20 protein-coding genes and 2 pseudogenes are annotated in these 24148 nt (G+C 72.5%); 12 read left to right on the forward strand and 10 right to left on the reverse strand.

Going from position 1 to position 24148, the window contains the following annotated elements:
• Positions 1 to 221 precede the first annotated feature (221 nt).
• The 3 genes and pseudogenes from ACIBG4_RS29770 to ACIBG4_RS29780 all read left to right on the forward strand — a co-directional run bounded on the left by ACIBG4_RS29770 (position 222) and on the right by ACIBG4_RS29780 (position 3493).
• Complete coding sequence (locus ACIBG4_RS29770; protein ID WP_310709863.1) at positions 222 to 596, forward strand: hypothetical protein; 375 nt, start codon at positions 222 to 224, stop codon at positions 594 to 596.
• Between the two features lie 177 nt (positions 597 to 773).
• Complete coding sequence (locus tag ACIBG4_RS29775; protein ID WP_397204635.1) at positions 774 to 2246, forward strand: RNA polymerase sigma factor; 1473 nt, start codon at positions 774 to 776, stop codon at positions 2244 to 2246.
• A 348-nt stretch (positions 2247 to 2594) separates the two neighbouring features.
• Positions 2595 to 3493: pseudogene (locus ACIBG4_RS29780) on the forward strand (Tn3 family transposase).
• Between the two features lie 34 nt (positions 3494 to 3527).
• On the opposite strand, the gene ACIBG4_RS29785 reads toward ACIBG4_RS29780, so the two are convergent.
• The 4 genes from ACIBG4_RS29785 to ACIBG4_RS29800 form a co-directional block, all read right to left on the reverse strand.
• Positions 3528 to 4544 (reverse strand): S8 family serine peptidase, encoded by a 1017-nt coding sequence (locus ACIBG4_RS29785; RefSeq protein ID WP_397204636.1) that lies wholly within the window; start codon positions 4542 to 4544, stop codon positions 3528 to 3530.
• Positions 4545 to 4602: 58 nt separating this feature from the next.
• A complete protein-coding gene (locus ACIBG4_RS29790; protein ID WP_310717428.1) occupies positions 4603 to 4806 on the reverse strand; it encodes a hypothetical protein in 204 nt (67 codons plus the stop codon).
• Between the two features lie 44 nt (positions 4807 to 4850).
• Positions 4851 to 6908: a PatA/PatG family cyanobactin maturation protease gene (locus ACIBG4_RS29795; protein WP_397204637.1), complete on the reverse strand. Its 2058-nt coding sequence runs from the start codon at positions 6906 to 6908 to the stop codon at positions 4851 to 4853.
• Between the two features lie 116 nt (positions 6909 to 7024).
• Complete coding sequence (locus ACIBG4_RS29800) at positions 7025 to 7237, reverse strand: hypothetical protein (RefSeq protein ID WP_397204638.1); 213 nt, start codon at positions 7235 to 7237, stop codon at positions 7025 to 7027.
• Positions 7238 to 7458: 221 nt separating this feature from the next.
• On the opposite strand from ACIBG4_RS29800, the gene ACIBG4_RS29805 reads away from it, so the two are divergent.
• Positions 7459 to 8421, forward strand: a complete 963-nt coding sequence (locus tag ACIBG4_RS29805) for a tyrosine-type recombinase/integrase (protein ID WP_397204639.1) — start codon at positions 7459 to 7461, stop codon at positions 8419 to 8421.
• A gap of 73 nt (positions 8422 to 8494) precedes the next feature.
• On the opposite strand, the gene ACIBG4_RS29810 is transcribed toward ACIBG4_RS29805, so the two are convergent.
• Entirely contained in the window at positions 8495 to 8743 is a 249-nt protein-coding gene (locus ACIBG4_RS29810) for a hypothetical protein (RefSeq protein ID WP_397204640.1), read from the reverse strand.
• Positions 8744 to 8746: 3 nt separating this feature from the next.
• Here ACIBG4_RS29810 and ACIBG4_RS29815 point away from each other — a divergent pair, with 3 nt between their 5' ends.
• Positions 8747 to 9604, forward strand: a complete 858-nt coding sequence (locus ACIBG4_RS29815; protein ID WP_397204641.1) for a PPOX class F420-dependent oxidoreductase — start codon at positions 8747 to 8749, stop codon at positions 9602 to 9604.
• Positions 9605 to 9886: 282 nt separating this feature from the next.
• Here ACIBG4_RS29815 and ACIBG4_RS29820 read toward each other — a convergent pair whose 3' ends face one another.
• On the reverse strand, positions 9887 to 10285 hold the full coding sequence (locus ACIBG4_RS29820; protein WP_310709868.1) for a hypothetical protein: 399 nt from the start codon (positions 10283 to 10285) through the stop codon (positions 9887 to 9889).
• Between the two features lie 113 nt (positions 10286 to 10398).
• Between ACIBG4_RS29820 and ACIBG4_RS29825 the strand changes: the two genes are divergently transcribed.
• Positions 10399 to 10959 carry a TetR/AcrR family transcriptional regulator C-terminal domain-containing protein gene (locus tag ACIBG4_RS29825; protein ID WP_397204642.1) on the forward strand — a complete coding sequence of 187 codons (561 nt, stop codon included), beginning with the start codon at positions 10399 to 10401 and terminating at the stop codon, positions 10957 to 10959.
• Positions 10960 to 11284: 325 nt separating this feature from the next.
• Positions 11285 to 11476 carry a DUF5999 family protein gene (locus ACIBG4_RS29830; protein ID WP_175590377.1) on the forward strand — a complete coding sequence of 64 codons (192 nt, stop codon included), beginning with the start codon at positions 11285 to 11287 and terminating at the stop codon, positions 11474 to 11476.
• Positions 11477 to 11856: 380 nt separating this feature from the next.
• On the opposite strand, the gene ACIBG4_RS29835 is transcribed toward ACIBG4_RS29830, so the two are convergent.
• A complete protein-coding gene (locus ACIBG4_RS29835; protein WP_397204643.1) occupies positions 11857 to 12447 on the reverse strand; it encodes an alpha/beta family hydrolase in 591 nt (196 codons plus the stop codon).
• Positions 12448 to 12577: 130 nt separating this feature from the next.
• Between ACIBG4_RS29835 and ACIBG4_RS29840 the strand changes: the two genes are divergently transcribed.
• Both ACIBG4_RS29840 and ACIBG4_RS29845 read left to right on the forward strand, forming a co-directional pair.
• A complete protein-coding gene (locus tag ACIBG4_RS29840; protein ID WP_397204644.1) occupies positions 12578 to 13597 on the forward strand; it encodes an ATP-binding cassette domain-containing protein in 1020 nt (339 codons plus the stop codon).
• Complete coding sequence (locus ACIBG4_RS29845; RefSeq protein WP_397204645.1) at positions 13594 to 14430, forward strand: ABC transporter permease; 837 nt, start codon at positions 13594 to 13596, stop codon at positions 14428 to 14430. Before ACIBG4_RS29840 ends, ACIBG4_RS29845 begins: the two co-directional genes overlap by 4 nt.
• A gap of 1689 nt (positions 14431 to 16119) precedes the next feature.
• On the opposite strand, the pseudogene ACIBG4_RS29850 reads toward ACIBG4_RS29845, so the two are convergent.
• Positions 16120 to 17490 (reverse strand): annotated as a pseudogene (locus tag ACIBG4_RS29850) (ATP-binding protein); the annotation flags it as partial.
• A gap of 197 nt (positions 17491 to 17687) precedes the next feature.
• A complete protein-coding gene (locus ACIBG4_RS29855) occupies positions 17688 to 18497 on the reverse strand; it encodes a hypothetical protein (RefSeq protein WP_397204646.1) in 810 nt (269 codons plus the stop codon).
• Positions 18498 to 18846: 349 nt separating this feature from the next.
• On the opposite strand from ACIBG4_RS29855, the gene ACIBG4_RS29860 reads away from it, so the two are divergent.
• From ACIBG4_RS29860 to ACIBG4_RS29870, 3 genes are all read left to right on the forward strand, one after another.
• A complete protein-coding gene (locus ACIBG4_RS29860; protein ID WP_397204647.1) occupies positions 18847 to 19206 on the forward strand; it encodes a hypothetical protein in 360 nt (119 codons plus the stop codon).
• A gap of 122 nt (positions 19207 to 19328) precedes the next feature.
• Complete coding sequence (locus ACIBG4_RS29865) at positions 19329 to 20540, forward strand: sensor histidine kinase (protein ID WP_397204648.1); 1212 nt, start codon at positions 19329 to 19331, stop codon at positions 20538 to 20540.
• Complete coding sequence (locus tag ACIBG4_RS29870; RefSeq protein ID WP_397204649.1) at positions 20537 to 21187, forward strand: response regulator; 651 nt, start codon at positions 20537 to 20539, stop codon at positions 21185 to 21187. Before ACIBG4_RS29865 ends, ACIBG4_RS29870 begins: the two co-directional genes overlap by 4 nt.
• Before the next feature lie 71 nt (positions 21188 to 21258).
• On the opposite strand, the gene gcvP is transcribed toward ACIBG4_RS29870, so the two are convergent.
• On the reverse strand, positions 21259 to 24120 hold the full coding sequence (gene gcvP, locus ACIBG4_RS29875) for an aminomethyl-transferring glycine dehydrogenase (RefSeq protein ID WP_397204650.1): 2862 nt from the start codon (positions 24118 to 24120) through the stop codon (positions 21259 to 21261).
• Positions 24121 to 24148: the final 28 nt, after the last annotated feature.

Here is a 24148-nt window from a genome sequence, read left to right on the forward strand (position 1 = left end):
CGCTACGACAAGCTCGCCGTTCACTACCAGGCAAGTGTCACCATCGTCTGCCTGTTGCTATGGCTCACATGAGATCCACAAAACAGGCTCTAGGACACGCCCGCCCCGTCCGACTGTGCCCGGCCGGTCGCGTGCGGCCTCTTCACCTGCGACGGACCGCTCCCAGGAACCTGACGAGCAGCCGGTGCGTCATAGTGGGGAAGAGCAAGGAGGGAGCCTTCATGGATCAGACCCGCAAGATGTGGGCATCCGCGGTGGTCGTCGGCGTCATCGTCGTCGGCGGCGTCTCGGTCGCGGCGGCCGCCTCGGCGGGCAGGCTCGAACAGGTCGCCAAGGAGACCAGGGCGGTGATGGAGGTGGACGGTTCCCGCGTGGCCGAGCTCGCCGGGGAGTCGGCCTCTCCGGAGTCCACGCCCGACGTGGTGGTGTCCAAGGATGTGAACCCCGACCCCGACGCGGTCCTCGACTACTGGACCGACGAGCGCATGGAGGGCGCCGAGCCCATGCCGATGCCCGAGGGCGAGCCCGGGAAGGTCACCGAGGGCCCCTCAGGAGTGACCCCCGACGGCGACCCGGGCCAGGTCAGCGGCTACTAGCCGCCCGCCCGGCATCCGTACGCGGGGTGGGCCGCCGAAGAGGCGGTCCGCCCCTTTTCGTCCCAACGGGAACAAATAACGGCAAATCGCGTTATTGATACTGGTGCGCCGAGCGGCACGTGCCGCCCCACCACAATCTGCCTGATTGCTTTGACTCCGTATGGAGGAGGTGTCCTCATGCCCCGAACCGCCGTGGCGACCCCACCCGCGACCCTCGACCAGCTCCTTGACCGAGGGCGAGGACAGGGTCACCTTTCTCTCGCGGAACTGCGTCACGCGTTCGCCGAGGCCGGGATCAATCCTGCCGAAGGCCGGTCGATCCTGCGCGAGCTCACCGAGGCGGGTGTCAGCCTGGCCGCGGAGGACGAGCCGTCCCTCGGCAGGCCCGCCCGCACGACCGCGAGGAAGACCACGACCAAGCGCCCGGCCAAGCCGAAGTCTACCGGCTCCGGCGTCGCCGAGTCCAAGACCGACATCTCGGCCGTTCCCTCGGCCGACTCCCCCGCCGACGACGCGCCCGTCTCCGCGAAGCCCAGCGGATCCACCGGCAGGTCCACCGGTAGGTCCACGACCCGATCCACCGGCAGGTCCGCGGGCGGCTCCACCACCGGGCCCGCGGTGAAGGCCGCCCCGGAGGTCCAGGCGTCCGCCGACGCCGAGCCGGACCCCGACGCCCTCGCCATGGGCTCCGAGGAGCCCGAGCTGGAGAACGAGGTCATCGACCTCGACGACACCCAGTCGGTCATGGGCGACTCGGTCCACACGTACCTCAAGTCGATCGGCCGCCGCACGCTGCTGACCGCCGCCCAGGAGGTCGAGCTGGCCCGGCGCATCGAGGCCGGCCTGTACGCCGAGTACAAGCTGGAGACCGACCCGACCCTGTCCCCCGCCGCCCGCGACGACCTCGACCTGGTAGTCCAGGACGGCAGGGACGCCAAGGACCACATGCTGGAGGCCAACCTCCGGCTGGTCGTCTCGGTCGCCAAGAAGTACACCGACCGCGGCATGTCGCTGCTCGACGTGGTCCAGGAGGGCAACCTGGGCCTCATCAGGGCGGTCGAGAAGTTCGACTACACCAAGGGCTTCAAGTTCTCCACGTACGCCATGTGGTGGATCCGCCAGGCCATACAGCGCGGCTTCGCCGACTCGGCGCGGACGATCCGGCTGCCGGTCCACGTGCTGGAGATGCTGTCCAAGCTGTCGCGCATCGAGCGCGACATGCACCAGCGCCTGGGCCGCGAGCCCACGCCCGAGGAGCTGGCCAAGGAGCTGGACAAGACGCCCGACCAGATCGAGGAGCTGCTGCGCACCAGCCGCCAGCCGATCTCGTTGAACGCGACGATCGGTGAGGACGGCGAGACCACGATCGGCGACCTCATCGAGGACGTCGACTCCCCCGAGGCGTCCGAGATCGTCGACCGCCAGCTGCTGGGCGACCAGCTGCGGGGCGTCCTCGACAACCTCTCGCCGCGCGAGTCGAAGATCATGGCGCTGCGGTTCGGCCTGGTGGACGGCAAGCCGCACACCCTGGACGAGATCGGCAAGCACCTGGGGCTGACCCGGGAGCGCATCCGCCAGCTCGAGAAGGAGTCGCTGTCCAAGCTGCGCCACCCGAGCAACACCCGCCCGCTGCTCGACTGGGCCAGCTGACCCCCTGCGGCGTGCCGCCCGCCGTCACGCGCTGACGACAGCCGGTCAGGCCGCCCACCCGGTCAGGCCACCACCCGACGCACCCCGAAAGCCCCGCCTCTCCGCGGGGCTTTCGTCATGCCCGCGCCCGCCTGGAACTGGGCGGGCGGCCCTCCGCGGCATTCAGGCCGGCGCCCAGAGACCCGGCCGAGGCAGCCCACGCCGCGGCCGCGCGGCCACACGGGGATGAGCCCACCTGATACGCCCTTGCCGGAGCCCGCCCGCGCCGTCGAGGAGCTCACCGAAGCCGGCGCCGCCATCATCCAGGTCACTCCCGCCTTCCACACCGCCTCCGACGACGCCGACCCGATGCTGAAACGCGCCATCGCCAAGACGATCGCCAACGCCGCCTTCGCCGCGCGCCAGGGCTGGCTGTGGGGCGAGGGCACTACCGCAGTGGCCTCGGACTCCACCCACTTCTCCGCCTTCGATCAGAACATCTTCACCGAGTACCACTCCCGGTACAAAAGGGCCAAGCGGGGTGTGCTGATCTACTGGACGGTCGAGACGTCCGGCGCGATGCTGCACGAGACGAACATGAACGTGGAGACCAACTACGTCGACTCCCATGGAGCCACGCTCATCGGGTTCGGCATCACCCGGCTGTTGAACTTCGACCTCATCGCCCGGTTCAAGCAGATCAACGTGATGAAGCTGTACCTGCCCGGCAGGGGCGATCGCTTCGCCTACCCGCTGCTGCGGCCGGCGCTGACCCGGCCGATCCGGCCCGAGCTGATCGAGAACAACTACGACATGATGATCCGCTACGCCACCGCGATCCGGCAGGGCACCGCCTCCACCGAGGCGCTGCTACGGCGTTTTCAAGGTGAGACCACCCATCCGGCCTACTCGGCGAAGAGACCGAGTCGGGGCTGAACGTGGTGGAGAACTACAACGGAGTCAACGACTACATTAGGTTCGGCAAGCGCGGGGAGTTTGCCTCCAACCGGCGTGAGGAGCAGGAGCTGGCCATGCTCTGCTTGATGATCTTGCAGAGTAGCCTCGGCTACATCAATCTCCTCATGATTCCAGACACTGTCGCCGAGCCCGAGTGTGACCAGGTGCTCACCGACGTCGACCGGCGCGGCCTGACCCCGCTGTTCACCACGAACATGACGCCGTACGGCACCGTGCAGTTGCGGCGGGATCGCCGGCTGGATCTGACCGGCCCGCCGGTACCCTCACCACCGGCCGACGGGCAGGAGTGAGCCCGTCCACCTGTCCGCAGCGCGTTCGCCGAGCTCACTGGGGGTGCGTGAGCGGCGGTAGGCCTGGAAAGAGCCGGGCCGCGGCGGCGGGCAGGTCGAGGTAGCCGTTCAGGCAGCGCTCGGGCTGGCCGTGGGCCTGACGGCTGGTGCAGGGGCGCGTGGTGGCCAGCAGCGCGTCGCCTACGGCCTGCGGGTGCGGAGCCTGGCCGAGGTGGCGTTGCAGGCTGACCAGCAGCGCGGCGATGCCGGTGACCAGGGCGACGGCCACGCAGGTGCCCTTCTGCGCTTTGATCCCGCCGTCGGGGTGGGCGCCGTAGACGGCCTCGCCGAGGGTGGTCAGCCCGTGCCCGTGGTAGGCGGGGCCGTGGTTGCTGAAAAAGAACATGTGGCCGTCGGCGCGGTGCGCGCCCACAGCGAGGACGCCGGGCAGGATGGCCGGGGCGATACTGCTCGCGCCGTTGTCGTTGCCGGCCGGGGCGGTGACCAGAACGCCCGCCTCGATGGCGTGGGCGATGGCGCGTTTCAGCATCGGGTCGGCGTCGTCGGAGGCGGTGTGGAAGGCGGGAGTGACCTGGATGATGGCGGCGCCGGCTTCGGTGAGCTCCTCGACGGCGCGGGCGGCTGAGATCGGATGCGACGGGTCGTCCTGGCCGGCGGGCGGGCAGACGAACAGGACGCGGCACTGAGGGGCCAGGCCGGGCAGGATGCTGCTGGGCCGGCCGGCCAGCACGCTCGCGGTCCAGGTGCCGTGCTCGACCAGCCACGGCTCGTATGAGGTGGGTGGCTCCCACCAGGTGGGCAGGACGTGCAGCCCGGCTCCGTCCAGGCACGGGTGGGAGGTGTCCGGCGGGCCGTCGACGACGCCGATCACCACGTGCGGATCGCCCCGGGTGTGCCGGTGCAGGCTGGTGATGCCGGGCACGGCCTGGCAGGGGTGGCGGGCGGGCGCTGGTGGCGGGGTGGAGCCGCCCGCCCGGTCCTGCTCGCACCGGCGGTGCTCTGCCGATGAGGAGGGCGGGGCCGGCGGCGTGGCGGGTCCTGGCTGGGGCATCGGGCGGACTGCTCCTTGCGCGGGCGGTGGGACGGTGAGACGGCGGGGTGGGCCGGGGTTAGGGCAGGGCTGACAGCTTGGCCTGCTCGTAGGAGGGCAGGCGGAAGGCGGCCGGGTCGCCGGTGTTGGCGGCGAACAGCAGCCAGGCTTGCACCCGCTGCTGGTGGGCGGGGGTGGACGGTTGCAGGTCGATGGTGGTGTAGGGGTCGATGAGCTGCTCACGGTGCACCGGCGGCGCTTGCGGCGGGAACGACGAGGACACGGCTGGACCTTTCCAGGATGGTGGCCTGCTGGGAGGAGGCGGGGTCAGGCTTCGGGCCAGGAGCGGACCGGGCCGAGGGTGACCGGCAGCACGTCCTTGACGTCGATGGTGAAGCGGTAGACGCGCTTGGCCCGGCGGCTGTTGTCGGGGTCGAAGAAGCGCAGCTTGACGTCCCAGCAGTCGGAATCGGGCCGGCCGTAGGGGCTCTTCTCCGTTTCGATGTTCTGCAGCGCCATGCCCTTGCCGAGCGCTTCGGCGAGGGTCTCGCGCACCTGGACGGCGTTGGTGGCGGCGTAGTTGAGCGCCCGGTCGCGGCTGGTGGCGCCGAAGTTGCGCAGGTCGTAGTAGATGCGCTGGAGGAAGTCGGCGACCGCGTCGTTCAGCGGGGCTGCGCTGGCTGCGCCGGCGGCTTGGCCGCGCTGGTTGTGCTCGGGCACCCCGCAGTCCACCACCGCCTGGGCCAGTGAGGCGACCGACCAGCCGTACAGGCCGCGGGTCAGGTTGACCTCGATCACCGGCACGTGCTGGCCGTTGAACAGTTTCACAGTGCGGCCGGGCAGGCTGCCGGGGATCGACACCCGGTCGACGAACTCGACCTCGTTCTCGGCCCGTAGCTGCCGGTCCAGGAACTCGGTCAGCCGCTCATACACGCCGGGGCCGTAGCCGCCGACCGGCTCGATGGCGTAGATCGGGGTCAGGTCGAGGTTGAGCGTCCAGATCAGCGGCGTGGCCTCGGAGGGGTTGTCGCGCAGGTAGGCGACCATCTGGCGGGGGTCGTACGGGTTGGCGGGCACGTGCTGACCAGCCAGGTCCACGCCCGGCATGAGCTGCTTGAAGGTGTCCCGGCGGGCCTCGTTGCCGAAGTCGTAGCCGAGCGAGCCGAGCGCGTACACCAGCCGCCGCGCGGCGGGCTGGGCCTGCTCGGCGGAGGTCACCACGCCGGCACCAGTCCGTGAGCCGGCGCCCACCGGCGCGGGCGCCACCGGCAGCGTCATGGCGGTGCCCGCGGCCTCATCGGCGCCGCCGGCGGCGCTGCAGCCGCAGCCGGTCTCGGCGTCGGCCTGGGGAGAGGTCTCACACGAGGGTGTCAGGACGGCCTCGACGCTCTGCCCCAGCAGGGCCAGGGCATCCGGCGCGCCGGCCGAGGAGGTCACCGAGGAGGGCACCGTGGGGGTCGCGGAAGAGGTCGTCACAGCAATCACCGCTTTCTTGATGTCGAGTGTTCCGTTCAGGTACCGCATGCACGCCCCGTCCCGGGCGCCGTCGGACGTGCCAGGTCCGGCATCCGAGGAGATGTCCTGCCCGGAGCCGGGGTCACAGGGATCGGCGGTGGCACGCAGCACCTCGCCGATCGCCAGCGGGTCGGGTTTGCCGCCGCGCTGCAGCAGCAGGCAGGCCAGCAGCGCCGCCACCCCGGACACGACCGGGGCGGCCAGGCTGGTGCCGCTCATCCGGGCGTTGCCGTCCCCGGGCACGGCAACCCGGATGTTGTGACCGGGCGCGAGCAGGCCCTGCCGACGGCTGCCGGGCCCGAAGTTGCTGCTCGGCAGCGGCTTGCCACGGAAGTCGCAGGCGCCGACCGCCAGTACCCCGCTCAGGGAGGCGGGCACGTGATCGCACAGGCAGCCGTCGTTGCCCGCGGCGGCGACGACCAGCACGCCCTGCTCGGCGCACCGGCGCACCGCCCGGGCCAGCACGTCCTCGGCTTCGGCCGGATCGGCGAGCTGGCCGCCGCTGATATTGATCACGTGGGCGCCGGCGTCGGCGGCCAGCTCGATCGCCCGCGCCAAGTCCAGCTGGGCGGTGCGCCGCCCTTCGGCGAACACCGGCACGCTGACCGCCCGGCAGAGCGGCGCGACCCCCGGGACGGGGCCGTCATGCGCGCCGACCAGCACGCTCGCCACCGCAGTGCCATGCGCCGCCTTGCGCCCCGCAGCCTCACCGCCCGGCCACAGGTCGAGAATCTGCGTGAGCTTCACCCCGGCGAAGGCCGGATGGCTCTCATCGACCAGGCCATCGATGACGGCCACCGTAATCCGGTCATCGCCCCTGGTCATCTTCCACAGCCCGGCCAGCCCGGCAATCTCCGACAGCTCGCCCATGCCGCTCCCGTCGTCTTGGTGGATCGCACGTCGATCGGCCGTCTCAGCTGGGGTGAGCGCCCGCCTCCACCGTGTTGAACGGGCCGGGCGGGCGCTCACCGATTCACCCGGTGCTGCTACTCGTCGCCCTCACCGGCGAACGGGAAAGACAAGCTGTACACGGACTGCTCGACCCCGGCGAACGGGTGTCCGAACTGGAACACGGACTGCTCGACCCCGGCGAACGGGTGTCCGAACTGGAACACGGACTGCTCGACCCCGGCCTGCTCGGCCGAGGGGACGCCGGTGACGGTGCGGTGCACGGGAGCGGATTGGATGGGCAGATGCATGGTCTTTCCTTCCTGCTGAACGGCTATGCATACTGAACGTAAAGCCTCGTCACTCTCTGTGATATGGCGTGGGAGTGAGGCCTTCCTGGCCTGCCACAGGGAATTCGCATTACCTGTTACAAACATCACGGGAGGGCCGCGTCCGCCCAGCCCACCCCTCGCCTCAGCCGGGCCCACTCGGTAGCGTTACCTGTCACATGAGGCGGAAAGGAGGAAGCCCCGTGCCCGTCATCGCCTTCCCCGGCTCGCCCCCCGACCCGCCCGGCCCCGGCGCGGACAGCAGCGTCACGGCCGCCATCGACCGCTTCCTCGCCTGTCTGCCCGCCAAGACCACCCGCGACAGCTACGCCAAGACCCTCACCCACCTGGCCGCCCTGGCCGGAAACAGGCGCGTCGCCGACCTGTCGTGCGAGGACTACGCCGCGGTCATGGACCGCTGGAACACCGCGGCGGCGGCCACCTGGAACCGGCACCTGTCCGCCTTGGTCTCCTTCACCACCTGGGCCCAGCGCCAGGACCTCCTGGCCACCAACCCGGCCCGCCGACTGACCCGCCGCCCGGCCGTTCGCCGCGGCGACCGTGCCATACCGGCCGCCCGCCTGGAGACGCTGTTCACCGACGAGCGCCACCCGCTACGGGAACGGCTGCTGTGGCGGCTGCTGTACGAAACCGCGGCCCGCGCCGACGAGATCCTCTCCCTCGACGTCGCCGACCTCGACCTGGAGCGGCGCCGCGCCCGCGTCACCTCCAAGGGCGGCGCCATCGAATACGTGCACTGGGCCACCGCCACCGCCCGCCTGCTGCCCCGCCTCCTGCAAGGCCGCCAGGCCGGACCAGTGTTCCTGGCCGACCGCCGCGCCCCCGCCACCGGGCGACGCGCCCCCGCCACCGCCGACATCTGCCCCGTCACCGGCCGCGGCCGCCTGTCCTACCCCCGCGCCGAGTACCTGTTCAAGACCGCCACCGCCGATCTGGACCCGCACCGCGAGGGCTGGACCTTGCACCAGTTGCGCCACAGCGCGCTGCAGCACCTGGCCGAGGCCGGCCGCACCGCCCCCGAACTGCAGGCCAAGAGCCGCCACCAGCACCTGGCCAGCCTCGGCCGCTACATCCGCCTGGGCGAGGAGACCTCCGCCCGCATCACCGCCGAGCACGACCCCGCCGCCCGTCGTCGCGCTCGTTAAGTCTCATGCCCTGTGAGCAGGGCTAACGCCCCTTGCCTGTACTTCATGGCAGCGCCGTTAACAACGGGCCGAGTTACCCGCTGCCTTCTCCCTGGAGTCGCTGGCCAACGCCACCGCCTTCCTCCTCGGGCCCGTCCTGGTCGCCGCGCTCGGCGCGGTCGGCGACTCCACACTGGCCAGTGCCATCGCCGCTGCCCTGGTCATCGGCGGTGGAGGAGCGCTGGCCGCCCAGCGTCGCACCGATCCGCCGCCCGCCCGCGAGCGCATCGGACACGCCGCCCGCGAGCGCATCGGACATGCCGCGCGCGACGCCGTCGGACACGGCATGCCCGGCGCGGCCGCGCCGATCATGGCCGCCTCCAGCGTCAGCGGGCTGCTCTCCGGCTGGCTCTACGGGCTGCGCCGGCACCGCGCCCCGGAGGGCCGCCAGCTCGTGGTCGCCACCGCGTGGCTGACGGCCACGGGGCTGCTGCTTCCTCTCGCGCCCTCCGCGTTCTGGCTGGGCGCGGCCGTGGTGGTGACGGAGGCGACGGTGCCGCCCACCCTCGTCCTGCTGAACGTCCTGACGGAGAAGGCCGTCCATCCGGCGGCCCGCACGCAGGCGTTCACCTGGAACAACTCCGCCGGCGCGGCCGGTTCGGCGCTGGCGGCGTCCCTCGCCGGCCGCGCCGCCGACGGGCTGGGCCCCTCCGCCGCCCTCGCGCTGGCCCCCGCGGCCGGGCTCGTCCTCCTCCTCCTGGCCTCCGTACCGCGGCGTGACGTTAAGCTGCCGATCATGAGCGTCACCCTCAGCGACTCCGCCAAGCAGATCCTCGACGCCGCCAACATCGGCGTCCTCGCCACCCTCAACCCCGACGGCAGTCCGCAGACCTCGGTCGTCTGGGTCGGCACCGACGGCGCCGACGTGGTCATCTCCTCCCAGGCCGGAAGGCGCAAGGTCGTCAACCTGGAGCGGGACCCGCGCGCCAGCCTCAGCGTGTTCGACCTTTCGGACCCTGAAAGGTACGTCGAGATCCGCGGGGTGGCGACGGTCACCGAGGACGAGGGCAGGCGGCTGGCGGTGGAGCTGGCGGAGAAGTACGAGGGCGAAGGGGCCGGCGAGGATTACCTTCGGCTGCCTGCGGAAGCGGTGCGCGTGGTGATCCGGATCACGCCGCAACGGGTGGCGGGCAACGCGGTGTGACAGCGCGTGCGGCGCGGCTCGCAGGCGAAGCCGCCAGGGCCGCCGACCGGCGCGCACGCGACAGCGGTCCCTCCGGGGCCGACGCGCGGAACGAACGGGTCGCGCGCTGCCGAACCGCCGGCCCGCACCACCGGACTGCCTCGCCGGACCGGCAGTGCGGACCGGCAGCGACAGGGCGATAGTGACAGGCCGGTGGTGCCGGGCCGGTGGTGCCAGGCCGGTGGTGCCGGGCCGCCTCGCCGGGCCGCCTTGCGTGGCGGCCGTACCCGTCGGAACGGGGCGCTAGCGGACCGCGGGGACCGGGCGCGGGATGCGGGGGATGCCCCACATGCGGTTCTCCTCGCGGAGCGTGCGCAGCCGGTCGACCTCGGCCGTCCACATCGCCCCCGCGGGCGTCGCCTTGGCCTTGCGGCGGGCGATGCGGTCGTCGTACGCCCGGACACCGAACGTGGACCGCTGCCCCGCCTCGGCTCCCCGCAGCGCCTCGGTCAGCGCCTTGTCGAACGCCAGACCGGCGCCCAGCAGCTCCACCTCGTCCGCGTCGGCGGCGCGCAGCTCACGCAGCGTCCGCTCGGCCTGCCTGGCCTTCTCCAGCAGCTCGGGATAGCTCTTGGAGATCTCCAGATCCGCGTGGTAGCGGACCTCGGCCTCCCGGCTCACCCGCGGACGGAAAAACGCCATCGGCTCTGCCCCTTCGCGCAAGTCGCTCTGTTGTTCGCGACAAGGGTACGCCTCTCCGCGACACACCACGTCATCGGATCACGGCAACCGCCTTTACATAGTAAGATCACGGCATGCCCGCCAAGAGGCCGCCCGTTCCCCTGTCCCGTGAGCGCATCATCGAGACCGCGCTGCACATCGCCGACACGCAGGGCCTGCGCCGGCTCACCATGCGACGGCTCGGCGACGCCCTGCAGGTGGAGGCCATGGCCATCTACCATCACCTGCCGCTCGGCAAGGAGGCGCTGATGGACGCGCTGGCCGAGCACGTCACCGCCATCCACGTCGAGCCCGGGACGACGTGGCAGGACACCGCCCGGGCGTGGTGCCGGGCCGGCCGCGAGCTGCTGCGCGACCACCCGGGCGTGCTGGCGCTCGCGCTGACCAAGCCGCCCAAGGGCGGCACCGCGATCTCCATCCGGGAGCAGACGGACCAGCTCGCCGAGGCGGGCCTGCCCGACGCCGCCGAGGCGGTGCGGACGCTGCGGGCCTTCGTCTTCGGCAGCGTCGCGGTGGAGGTGCAGCAGTCGGGCTGGGCCGACCCCGAGGTGGACGAGTGGGTACGCCGCGACGAGCGCGCCGACGCCGACTTCGAGCGGGGCCTGGACGCGCTGCTCAAGGGCCTGCCCGCCTAGAAGGGCCGCGCCGGCCCGCCGCGCGCCCCTGACCGCCGGCGGCCCGGCGCTCGCCGGCCGCCGTCCCCGCACGAAAAGGCGGCATTCGTCGAGATCTCGCGCAGCGATCGGGCAAAGGGTTGCGAACCTAGTGGCGTGTCGAGCTTGGACCGTTATCCTGCATAAGGCACGCTGTGTCGAGGGTCACACCATCCGCGCATCCTCCTCTAACAGTCCTAACGGACTATGTCGGATTATGTGACATACGTCGCACACTTGCTAGGTCCAACAGCCCGAGCCGCTCCCGTGCCACGGGGGCTTTTCACGAGATATCGGAGGCACGCCGATGTGCCCGCACGACCCGGTCTGTCCGTCCGCCGAGGCGCCCGACCGTGAGGCCGCACGCACCGTCGCGTGCCACCCCGAACAGGGGTGGAGTCTTCTCTGCAACGGCGTGGTCCTGTTCGAGGACACCGGGGAGCTGCTGCCGGGCGGCACCGCCATCGCCCCGCACCGCCCCGTCGTGGGCGCCGCCTGAGCGACACGCCGCACCAGACGAGGCCGCACGGCCCTCCAGATCACGGCGAGCCGGATATCGGCTCCGGACCACGGTCCTCCCGTCCAGGACCCTCCAGACCTGGCCCTCCGAGGTCACGGTTCTGCCATCACGGTTCTGCCGTCACAGTCCTGAAGTCACAGTCCTGACGTCACGGGCCTGAAGTCACGGGCCTGAAGTCACCAGGCCTGTAGTCATAGTTCTGACGTCACGGGCCTGAGGTCACCGGGCACGCGCCGCCCGGTCACCACCCCGGCCACACCCGCGACCCGGCCGCTCCGCGGCGTCCTGCACCGGGCAGAGTGTCCACTCCCACTCCTACGCGGGCCGTCCACCTGTGCGCGGGCCGTCCGGACGTCCGGTCAGGCGTACGACATGATCCAGTCGGCGACCACCTCGCCGACCCGGGCGGGGTCCTTCTTCAGGTCGTGCCCCTCCCCCGGCAGCACCACGAGCCGTGCCGCGTCGGCGGCGTCCGGCACCCCGAACGGATCGCGGTCCCCGTTCACCACGAGCACGTCCACACCCGCCCCGCGCAGCTCGTCGGCTCTGGAGCGTTCCGGCTTGCCGGGCGGGTGCAGCGGGAACGCGAGAGCGACCACCGCCGCCGCCCCGACGTCCTTGGCGGTACGGCAGGCGACCCGCGCCCCGTTGCTCCGGCCGCCCTGCACCAGCGGCAGGCCCGGCGCCTTCGCTCGCAGCTCGGCCAGCACGGCGCACCACGCCTCGTCCTGCCGGGCCGCCGAGCCCGGAGCGCGGGCCCCGGCGAGCCTGAACGGCTGCGTCACCCGAGCCACGCTGGCCCCCGCCGCGAGGGCGGCGTCGCGCACGGCCAGCAGGTCGGGCGCGTCCACTCCCCCGGCCGACCCGTGGGTCAGCACGAGCAGCAGCCGGGGCCTCTCGGCATCGTCCACCTGCACCGACGCGGGCCCGCGCGGCGTCATGACCTCCATGAGAGAACCGTATCGGGCGCCGCCCCACGACCGGCCCCCGGACCCACAGCCGGCCCTTGCCGACAGCTCTCTGAAACCGGTGAAACCCGGTCGAGGGCGCCGTGAAACCGGCGCCGCCGAGAGTGAGGCCATGAGCATCACAGAACTCGGACGTACCGGGGGCGGCCCGGCCCCCGGCGGGGGCACCGATCTGGCCGTACGCACCGAAGGGCTGGTGAAGACGTTCGGCCGGAACCGCGCCGTCGACGGGATCGACCTCGACGTACGCACCGGTGAGATCTTCGGCGTCCTCGGCCCGAACGGCGCCGGCAAGACCACCACCCTACGGATGCTGGCCACCCTGTTGCCGATCGACGCGGGCCGCGCCGAGATCTTCGGGGTCGACGTGGCCGGCAACCCGCACGTGATCCGCCAGCTGGTCGGCGTCACCGGACAGTACGCCTCTGTCGACGAGAGCCTGACCGCCCGCGAGAACCTCTGGCTGTTCGGCCGCCTGCAGGGCGTCGCCGCGCCGCGCGCCCGGCGCATCGCCACCGAGCTGCTGGGCCAGTTCGGCCTCGAGAAGGCGGCCGACAAGCCGATCGCGCAGTTCTCCGGCGGCATGCGCCGGCGCCTCGACCTGGCGGCCAGCCTGATCACCAGGCCACCGCTGATCTTCCTCGACGAGCCGACCACCGGGCTCGATCCGCGCACGCGCGGCCAGATGTGGGACACCATCCGCGCTCTGGTCTCCGACGGCTGCACGGTGCTGCTGACCACGCAGTATCTGGACGAGGCCGACCAGCTCGCCGACCGCGTCGCGGTCATCGACCACGGCCGCAAGGTCGCCGAGGGCACCCCCGACCAGCTGAAGACCGCGGTCGGCAACTCCACCCTCCAGTTGCTGCTCGCCGAGCCGGGCGAGGTGCCCGCCGCCGTGGACGTCGTGCGGCGCGTCCTCGGCTCCGACCCGATCCTCAGCCCGGAGCAGGGCCGCCTCAACGTCGCCCTCGACCAGGCCGACCTGGCCGCGGACGTGCTGATCGCGCTGCGCACCGCCGGGGTGTCGATCTCCTCGGTGAGCGTGGCCAAGCCCAGCCTGGACGAGGTGTTCCTCGCCCTCACGGGCCACGAGACGGACCACGAGACCGGCACGAAGGAGAACCGATGAGCACCGTGATCGCACCCGCGCGTGAGACGGTCCGGGCCACCGACCGCGTGGCCGCCGCCCGGCGGCGCGTCTCCGTGGCGGAGACCCTCGGCCAGACCCTGACGATGGCGTGGCGGGCGCTCAAGAAGATGCGCCGCAACCCGGAGCAGTTCTTCGACGTGGCGCTGCAGCCCATCCTGTTCACCGCGATGTTCGCCACCATCTTCGGCGGCGCCATCGCCGGCGACGTGGAGAGCTACCTCCCGCTGATGATCCCCGGCATCCTCGCCCAGACCGTGCTGACGACGTGCATGGCCACGGGCACGCAACTGCGCGAGGACATGGAGAAGGGCGTCTTCGACCGGTTCAAGTCGTTGCCGATCGCCCGGATCGCGCCACTCGCCGGCCCGATGGTGGCCGACCTGCTGCGCTACGCGATCGCGGCCACTCTGACCTTCGCCATGGGCCTGGTGATGGGCTACCGCCCGGGCGGCGGAGCGGGCGGCGTGCTCGCCGCGATCCTGCTGGCGATCTGCACGGGCTGGTCGCTGGCGTGGGTCTTCACCTGGGTCGGCACGATCGCCCGGAGTGCCCAGGCCGTGCAGAGCATCTCCATGATGATCATGTTCCCGCTGACGTTCCTGTCGAACGCGTTCGTCCCCGTCGAGACCCTGCCCGGCTGGCTGGCCGCGTTCGTACGGGTCAACCCGGTCTCACACCTGGTCACGGCCGCCCGCAACCTGGCCAACAGCGCCCTCGTCAGTGGAGAGGTGGGCTGGACGCTCCTGGCGTGCGTGGTCGTCATCGCGATCTTCGCCCCGCTGTCGGTACGCAGCTACAAGCGGCACATGTGACCCGCGCCCGCCGCGGCCGCGGACCCGCTCGACGAGACCCCGCGCCTCGCCGAGCAGTTCGGGGCCGCGCCGGTCGCCGTACTCGGCCCGTACGAGGGCGATCGTCCCGGGCGCGGCCCGCTCCGCGTACGGTTCGATCCGCTCCCAGGCCATGCTGGGCATGCTGTTGTTGTACGCGAACCGCTCGGCCAGCACCAGCAGCACGATCGCGTCGCGGGGAGGCATCGCCCCCCGCAGCAGCCCCCAGGCGCCGAGCGCGAAGAGCAACGAGCCGCACAGTGGGTAGTCGAGGATGGGGCTGCCCAGGTCCAGCAGGTCGTAGCCGCGCATGGCGGAGAACAGCTCCTCGCCGTACCGGACGTCCTCCGGCCCGGCGTGGTACGCGAACGCCGTCAGGGTGACCGACTCCGCGATGATCGTCCACGGCGTCGCTCCCCCCTCCGGCACTCCGGGCAGGCGCAGACCGCGCGCCCGCCGGACGGCCAGCCGGCATTCCGCCAGCGCGGCGGCCGTCTCGCCGCGGGCGAGGGCGAGCTCGGCCGCGCACAACGAGACGATGGAGACCCCGCCGAGCACCGTCTCGCCGTCGTTGACCGGCGCGATCTCGGCGAACTCGGCCTCCGCGGCGCCGAGGTCGCCGTCGGTGAGCGCGGACATCAGCAACACCGAGCGGAGCTGGGTCTCGTCGTCGGTGGCGCCGACCCGGCTCAGCACCGGGATGGCGGTACGCGCGTGTCCGACCGCCTTCCTGCGGTCGCCGAGGTTCATGCTCAGGTGGGCCAGCTCCGCGTGCGTGATGGCGGCCAACCAGGGCCCCTGATCCTCGCCGCGCATCGCCAGCACCCGCTCGCCGGCCTCGATCGCCCCGGTCACGTCTCCTATGTTCTCCAGGGAATGGACGCTCGTCTGCGTCGCCGCCAGGACCACGTCACGGTCGTCGCTGCGGCACAGCTCCGCCAGCCTGCGGTGCAGCTCGACGACGTCGGTCGTATCGCACGCGAGCATCACCGTGGCCATCGCCGCCACGCGGGAGTCCGTCGCGTCGGTGACGGGCAATCGGCGCAGGAGGTCCCGCACCGGATCGATGCTCCGGTCGGCGATGATCATGATGTTCATGATCGTGATCAGCATGGCGGCCCTGGCCACCTCGATGAGCTGTGGCGGCGGCGTCCAGCCGGCGACGACCTGGCTGATCGCGAGCCGATGCGCGTAGACCCGGGAATGATCACCGCGGATCGACCACAGCGCGCCGATGCCGACCAGCAACTGCACCGTCGTGGCGGGATCGGCCTCACCGAGCGCCTGCCTGAGCAGTTCGGCGAGATTGCTCTCCTCGGCGTGCAACGCGTCGGCCGCCGCGAACTGCGCCGGGCCGAACAGCTCGGACGCGTGTGCGAGGGCGTACGCCGTCGCCCAGGCCCGCTGCGCCGCCCGAGCGGGCGCCTCCTCGCCGGCCTCCTTCAGCCGTATCCGCCCGAACTCTCTGACGGTCTCCAGCATCCGGTAGCGGAGGCCGTACGTCGTCTCGCGGACGCTCAGCATCGACTGCGCGGTCAGCGCGTCCACGACATGCAGGGCGTCCGCGCCGAGTACGTGTTCGGCCGCGGCCAGCGTGAAACCGTCGCCGAACAGCGACAACCACCGCAAAGCCCGCCGTTCCGGCTCGTCCAGCAGGTTCCACGACCAGTCGATGACCGCGAGCAGCGTCTGGTGCCGGTCGGGGGCCGCACGGTTCCCGCCGCGCAGGAGCGCGAACCGGTCCGCCAGACGCCGCGCGATCTCCTCCACCGACATCACCCGCACCTTGGCCGCGGCCAGCTCGATCGCGAGCGGCAGCCCGTCGAGGCGCGCGACGACGTCCGCGACCACTCCCTCGTCGATCCGGACGCCCGGGCGGGCGGCCGTGGCGCGCTGGCGGAACAGCTCCACCGCGTCATCCGTGAGCAGCTCGCCGAGCGGGTGAACGCGTTCGGCGGGGATCGACAGCGGGGAGCGCGAGGTGATGAGCACCCGCAGGTCGCGGGTCGTCACGGTCAGGAACGCCACCAGGTCGGCGACGGCCTCGATCACGTGCTCGCAGTTGTCCAGGATCAGCAGCGCCGGGGCCTGGTCGAGATGCTGGGCGATGCGGGCGCGAACGTCGGCGCGCCGCTCGGCGCTCAGGCCCCGACGCCCGCTGACCGAGTCCCGGACCCCGAGCGCCGAGCCGACCTCGCCCACCACGCCCTCCGGCGAGGAGACGCCGACGAGCTCGACGAAGTGGGCGACGGGCTGCGCGGCGTTCCGCCCGACGACATGAGCCAGCCGCGTCTTGCCCAGCCCGCCGGAGCCGACGATGGAGACCACCCGGTTGGTCTGCAACAGGGCGTGCACCGCACGGATGTCGCCGTCGCGGCCGAGCAGCGAGGACCCGTCGTACAGGATGCCCTCGCGGACCGGCCGATCCGCGGCGAGGAGCGCGGCGTGGACGCGGACGAGCTCAGGCCCCGGGTCCGTGCCGAGCCGCGCCACCAGGTCCGCGCGGTAGCGCTCGTAGCGCTCCAGAGCCGCCGCGGCACCGCGTACGGCGGCCTCGCTGCGCAGCAGGCAGGCGAGCAGCTCCTCGTCGTGCGGCCGATCGGCCGCGGCCTCCTCCAGCAGCGGCAGCGCCTTGTCGTGGGCGCCGCTCCGGCCCGCCGCGATCGCCGCCACCCGTCGCGCCTCGGACACCAGTCCCGCGGCGGCGCCCCTCAGCTCTGCGAGCGCACCCGTGGCGCCGGCCAGGCCGCCGGCCATGAGACCCATGGCCTCTTCGGCGCGGCGACGCGCCAGCGCCGTGTCGTCCTCGGCCAGCGCGGCCCGTGCCTGGTCCACCAGCGCGCCGAGCAGCAGCGCGTCCACCTGACCGGCGGGCAGCCCGAGGCGGTAACCACGAGGGATCCGTACGACGGCATCGGCGCAGGTCGCCGCTCTGGTCCGCGAGACGACCACCTGCAGCGCCTTGGTCGGGTTGGCCGGCGCCTCGCCGGGCCACAACTCCTCGACCAGGCGCTCGTCACCGACCCCCGCACGCCCGCACATGGCGAGCACCGCCAGCAGGGTCTGCGCGCGATCGCCGACGACGCGCACGCCCCGCCATCGAACGCCGTCGAGCAGGACCAGTGCGGGGGACACACCCCCAAGCTTACGGACGAGTCACAGGCGGGAAGCAGGGAGACCGAGAGGTATCCCGACTCGTGATGATCGCGGCCCGGTCCTCCGGTGCCGGGAGAGGGTCGTCAGGTGTCGCGGTCGCGGCGCAGACGGACGTCGGCGGCCAGCGTCTCGTCCTCGTGGTCCAGCCCGTACGCCCAGACGTGCTCGGCGTCGTCGTCCCGCCCCCGTAAGGGAAGCGTGCGGGCCAGCAGTTCGATGGCGAGGGCGCTCGTCCCCGCGTCGGCGCCGTCCTCGACGGCGCCCGCGAACTCGGCGCACGCCATCTCCAGGTGCGCGATCCCCAGCTGGACCCGCAGCCGCGGCGCCACCTCGGCCGGAGCGGCCTCCAGCGCGTCGAGGAGCACCTCCGCCGCCTCCCCCGGCTCGCCGCGCTCCAGCATCAGGTCGGCGAGCTGCTGCGCGGCGTGCGCGGCCGTCTCGTCGTCGCCGGCCGCCACCGCCGCCGCGCCGGCCTCGCGCAGCGACGCCTCCCCCTCGTCCAGGGCTCCGGCCTGTACGGCGAGCCGGGCCAGCGCGAGGTGGGCCAGCGGCACGTACGCGGCGGTGCCGAGTCCCAGCACGGCCTGCCACGCGCCGCGCGCCTGTTCGGCCCGGCCCTCCCGCTCGAAGCCCTGCGCCAGGTGGCAGGCCGCCTGCGCCGCGTACTCGGGGTGGCCGGTGGCGAGCGCGGCCCGGGCCGCGGCGCGGGCGCCGTCGAGGTCGCCGCGCTCCTCCAGCACCACGGCCAGGCCCACGGCGGCCTGCGCCCGGTCGGGCTCGTCGGGGTCGGCCGCCAGCTCGGCCAGGATGGCGGCTGCGCCGTCGAGGTCGCCGTCCTCGGCCAGGCGGCGGGCGGTGTCGAGAGGCGGGTTCCGCAGCTCTGAGGACGTCAAAGATGGCTCCTTCGGCGACGATCGGACCGAGCCTAACGACTTCCGGCGATCATGTCTGCCGACTTGTCCCGGTTGGCCTGGCGGCCACGGGAACCGCACCCCCGCGACACCCCGCACTCCGCGGGGATCCCCCGGAGCGCCCCGACGCCCCCGGCCTGTCGCGGCAGCTCGCCGACGCGGTTCGTGGCCTGCTTCCATGCCTCTCCATCCACCGATCGGTGGAGTCGTTCCACCGCATGGGTGAGCGGCCGATTCCACCGCCCGCCCGGCAGATCGGGCGATCCGTACGGGGCCCCTCCGTTGCGACGCTGATTCCCGTCGGCGAACGAACAGATGGAGGCCAACCGACATGCGCAATGTGGTCCGGCTGATCAGCGGGTACGCCGCGGTCAGCCTGCTGACACTGGTGGCGGTGATCGTGCTCCGGCACGACGCGACGATGGTCACCACCGCGGTCTGGATCCGCGGCGTCATCGTCGCCGCAGGCTCGCTGCTCACGGTGTTCTTCGCGGTCCGGGCGGCCCGGGGCGACCGCCGGATGCTGCTGCGGCTGCGCGTCGTCACCGCGGTCATGCTGGTCGCGATCGTGGTGATCATCGCGCTGCCCGGGACGTTCCCGCTCTGGTTCAAGCTCGAGCAGGGCGTCTGCGGCCTGCTCCTGCTGGCCGTGGTCGTACAGATCAACCGGCGTCCGGCGGTCCGGCCCTGAGCGCGGTGATCGAGGTGGAACGGACGGCCGGGGCGGCGGCTAGATTGTTCCGCTGGGAGTAGGTGCGCATGCAGAGTTGGCAGACGGCCGGGCCGGCGGGCTGGGGACAACGGTTCCAGCCCATGATCACCGTGGTCCCGTACGTGGTGCTGGCCGTCATGGTGGCCGTGACCATCGCCTTCAAGCACGACCAGCCGGGCTCCCTGGCCATCGACCTCGCGCTCTGCGCGGCCGCCGCGGTGTGGAGCCTGGTGCTCTTCACGCTGCGCCCGGCGTGGCGGGACCGGGCCGGCGTGATGGGCGTCTTCCTGGCCGGCCTGATCCTGTTCGGGCTGGTCATGGTCCTGCGCAACCCGTGGTTCGGCGTCTACTCGCCGGTCCTGTACTTCTACGCTTACCGGATCATCGGCTGGCCGCGCGAACTGTACTTCGTCGCCGGCGCCGCGGTGGTGGCGGGCACGGCACAGGCGGCCGACCTGGACACCGGCTCCTGGGCCGGCCGTCTCGAGTACCTGGCGATCCTGGCCGTCAACATCGGGCCGATGTGCCTGGTGGCCTGGATCGGCGAGATCGGCGCACGGTACTACGACTCCCGGGAGGCGGCGCTGCGCGAGGCCCGGGAGGCCAACGCGCGGCTGGCCGCGGCGCTGGCGGAGAACGCGGCGCTGCAGGAACGGCTGGTCGAGCATGCCCGCGCGGCCGGCGTCCTGGACGAGCGGGCCCGGATGGCCCGGGAGATCCACGACACGCTGGCCCAGGGCCTGACGGGCATCGTCACCCAGTTGCAGGCCGCCGAGCACGCGGCCGGCGACCCTGCCGCGTGGCGCCGGCACCACGCGGCGGCGACCGCGCTGGCCCGGGAGAGCCTGACCGAGGCGCGGCGCTCGGTGAACGAGCTGCGCCCGGAGCCGCTGGAGAGCGGCCGTCTGGCCGACGCCGTCACCGAGGTGGCGGCCAGGTGGTCGGCGCGCCACGGCATCCCGGCCCAGGTCACCGTCACCGGCGAGGCCCGCACGATGCGCCCGGAGGCCGAGGCCGCCCTGCTGCGGATGGCCCAGGAGGGCCTGGCCAACGTCGCCCGGCATGCCGGCACCGCCACCCGCGTCGGTCTCACCCTTTCCTACATGGACCACCAGGTGGCCCTCGACGTCCGCGATGACGGCCGCGGCTTCGACCCGGCCGCCCGGGTCGAGCGGGACGGGGGCTTCGGGCTGGTGGCGATGCGGCAGCGGATCGAGGCGTTGTCGGGCACGTTGCAGATCGAATCGGAGGTGGGGGGCGGGACCGGGATCTCGGCCTGCCTGCCCGCCGAGGCGCCGGAGGTGCGTTCGTGAGTGACCCGATCAAGCTGCTCATCGCCGACGACCACCCGGTGGTACGGGACGGGCTGAGCAGCATGTTCGCCCACGACCCCGAGGTCACCGTGGTCGGCGAGGCGGCGGACGGAGCCGAGGCGGTCCGGCTGGCCGAGGCGCTCGGGCCGGATGTGATCCTGATGGACCTGCGGATGGCCGGCATGGACGGCGTCACCGCGATCGGCGAGCTGACCCGGCGCGGCGTACCGGCCCGGGTGCTGGTGCTGACCACCTACGACACGGACAGCCACGTGCTCCCCGCGATCGAGGCCGGCGCCACCGGCTACCTGCTCAAGGACGCACCGCGGGACGAGCTGCTGCGCGCCGTGCGCTCGGCCGCCCGCGGCGAGGCCGCGCTCTCGCCCTCGGTGGCTGCCCGCCTGATGAGCCGGCTGCGCGCCCCGGCGCCGTCGACCGGCCCGTTGAGCCGGCGCGAGCTGGAGGTGCTGCGCCTGGTCGCGGCCGGCCACACCAACCGCGAGGCGGCCGCCCGGCTGTTCATCACCGAGGCCACGGTCAAGACGCACCTGCTCAACGTCTATGCGAAGCTCGACGTCAACGACCGTGCCGCCGCGGTCGCGGAGGCGTACAACCGCGGCCTGCTCGGTGCTCCCGAGCATCCGTGAACCACCCCTGACGGGGCCGCCGTGGCGGCCCCTGCCCGCCCGGTGCGGGAAGGGGCCTCTCGGAGGGGACGTCAGTCCTCGTACGCCTCCAGGGGCGGGCAGGAGCAGACCAGGTTGCGGTCGCCGTAGGCCTGGTCGATGCGGCGTACCGGCACCCAGTACTTGCCGTCGCGCAGCGAGGACACCGGGTAGGCGGCCTCGGTGCGGGTGTAGGGGTGGGTCCACTCGTCGGCGGTGACGGCCTCGGCGGTGTGCGGGGCGTTGCGCAGCGGGTTGTCGGTCTGGTCGTACTCGCCGGAGGCCACCTTGGCGATCTCGGCGCGGATGGCGATCATGGCGTCGGCGAACCGGTCGAGCTCGGCGACGTCCTCGCTCTCGGTCGGCTCGATCATGAGCGTGCCCGCGACGGGGAACGACATGGTCGGCGCGTGGAAGCCGTAGTCGATGAGCCGCTTGGCGACGTCGTCGACGGTGACGCCGGTCTCCTTGGTGATCTGGCGCAGGTCGATGATGCACTCGTGCGCCACCAGCCCGCCGCGCCCGGTGTAGAGGACCGGGAAGTGGGGGGCCAGGCGCCGCGCGAGGTAGTTGGCCGACAGGATGGCCTGCTCGGTGGCCGCGGTGAGCCCGTCGGAGCCCATCATGCGGATGTACGCCCAGGAGATCGGCAGGATGCCGGCCGAGCCGTACGGGGCGGCCGAGACCGGGCCGACCGGCGAGCCGTCGTGCAGCGGGTGGCCGGGCAGGTAGCCGGCGAGGTGCTCGCGGACGGCCACGGGGCCGACGCCGGGCCCGCCGCCGCCGTGCGGGATGCAGAACGTCTTGTGCAGGTTGAGGTGGGACACGTCGGCGCCGAACTCGCCGGGCTTGGCCAGGCCGACCAGCGCGTTGAGGTTGGCACCGTCGACGTAGACCTGGCCGCCGGCGTCGTGGACCTTGGCGCAGATCTCGGTGATGGCCTCCTCGTACACGCCGTGCGTGGACGGGTAGGTCACCATGATGGCGGCGAGCGTCTCGCGGTGCTTGTCGATCTTGGCGTCGAGGTCGTCCAGGTCGACGTTGCCCTCGGAGTCGCAGGCCACGACGACGACGCGCATGCCGGCCATGACGGCGCTGGCGGCGTTGGTGCCGTGGGCGGAGGACGGGATGAGGCACACGTCGCGGCCGGTGTCGCCGTTGGCCTGGTGGTAGGCGCGGATGGCCAGCAGCCCGGCCAGCTCGCCCTGGGACCCGGCGTTGGGCTGGATGGAGACCGCGTCGTAGCCGGTGATCTCGGCCAGCCAGCGCTCCAGCGTCTCGACCAGCTCGACGTAGCCGGCGGCCTGCTCGATCGGCGCGTAGGGGTGGATCGCGGCGAACTCGGGCCAGGTGATCGGCTCCATCTCGGTGCTCGCGTTGAGCTTCATCGTGCAGGAGCCGAGCGGGATCATGGACCGGTCGAGCGCGATGTCCTTGTCCTGGAGCCTGCGCAGGTAGCGCAGCATCGCGGTCTCGGAGTGGTGGCTGTGGAAGACCGGGTGGGTGAGGTAGCCGGACTCGCGGGCCAGCCCGGCGGGCAGCCGGTCGAGGCCCTCGTCGGCGACCAGGGCGTCCAGGTCGGCGCGGGAGGCGGACTCGTGGCCGAGCGTCTCCCCGAAGGCCGACGCGACCCGCTCCAGGTGGTCGGCGGTGGTGGTCTCGGAGCAGGCGACGGCGACGTGGTCGGCGTCGGCGGGCCACACGTTGACCCCGCGCTCGGCCGCCAGCCGTACGACGTCGGCGGCCTTGCCGGGGACGCGGGCCAGCACGGTGTCGAAGAACTCGCCGTGGACGACCTCGACGCCGCCGCGGCGCAGCGCCTCGGCGAGGGCGGCGGCGTGCCGGTGGGTCCGGGCGGCGATGCGGCGCAGCCCCTCGGGCCCGTGGTAGACGGCGTACATGCCGGCGATGACGGCGAGCAGCACCTGGGCGGTGCAGATGTTGCTGGTGGCCTTCTCGCGGCGGATGTGCTGCTCGCGGGTCTGCAGCGCCAGCCGGTAGGCGGGGTCGCCGTCGGCGTCGACGGAGACGCCGACCAGGCGGCCGGGCATCTGCCGCTGCAGGCCCTCGCGCACCGACATGTACGCGGCGTGCGGCCCGCCGAAGCCGAGCGGGACGCCGAAGCGCTGGGAGGAGCCCACGGCGATGTCGGCGCCCAGCTCACCGGGCGCGGCGACGAGCGTGAGCGCCAGCAGGTCGGCGGCGGCCACGACGAGGGCGCCGGAGGCGTGGGCCGCCTCGGCGACCGCGCGGAAGTCACGCAGGCGGCCGGAGGCGCCGGGGTACTGGACGAGCACGCCGAAGCACTCGGGCAGCTCGCCCTCCAGGGTGTGCTCGACGAGCTCGATGCCGAGCGGCTCGGCGCGGGTGGCGAGCACCGCCTTGGTCTGCGGCAGCGTGTCGGCGTCCACGACGAACACGGGGCTCTTGACCTTGCCGGCCCGCCGGGCCAGGGTCATCGCCTCGGCGGCGGCCGTGGCCTCGTCGAGCAGGGAGGCGCCCGCGACGGGCAGGCCGGTCAGGTCGGAGACCACGGTCTGGAAGTTGAGCAGCGCCTCCAGCCGGCCCTGGGAGATCTCGGGCTGGTAGGGGGTGTAGGCGGTGTACCAGCCGGGGTTCTCCAGGAGGTTGCGGCGGATGACCGCGGGCGTGACCGTCTCGTGGTAGCCGAGGCCGATCATGGAGGTGAGAACCTGGTTGCGGCCGGCCAGCGCGCGCAGCTCGGCGATCGCGCCGGTCTCGCCGACCGCGGCGGGCAGCCTCAGCCGGTCCTTGGCCCTGATGGCCTCGGGCACGGCCACCGCCACGAGGTCGGCCACGGACTCGAAGCCGACGGCCTCGAGCATGCGCTGCTGCTCCGGGGCGGAGGGGCCGATGTGCCGGGCCGAGAACGGCGGAGCTGACAGGTCGGTCATGGAGGTGCCTCCCGAGGCTGTGGAGACC

This window comes from Nonomuraea sp. NPDC050383, assembly GCF_044459125.1.
Lineage (GTDB): Bacteria > Actinomycetota > Actinomycetes > Streptosporangiales > Streptosporangiaceae > Nonomuraea.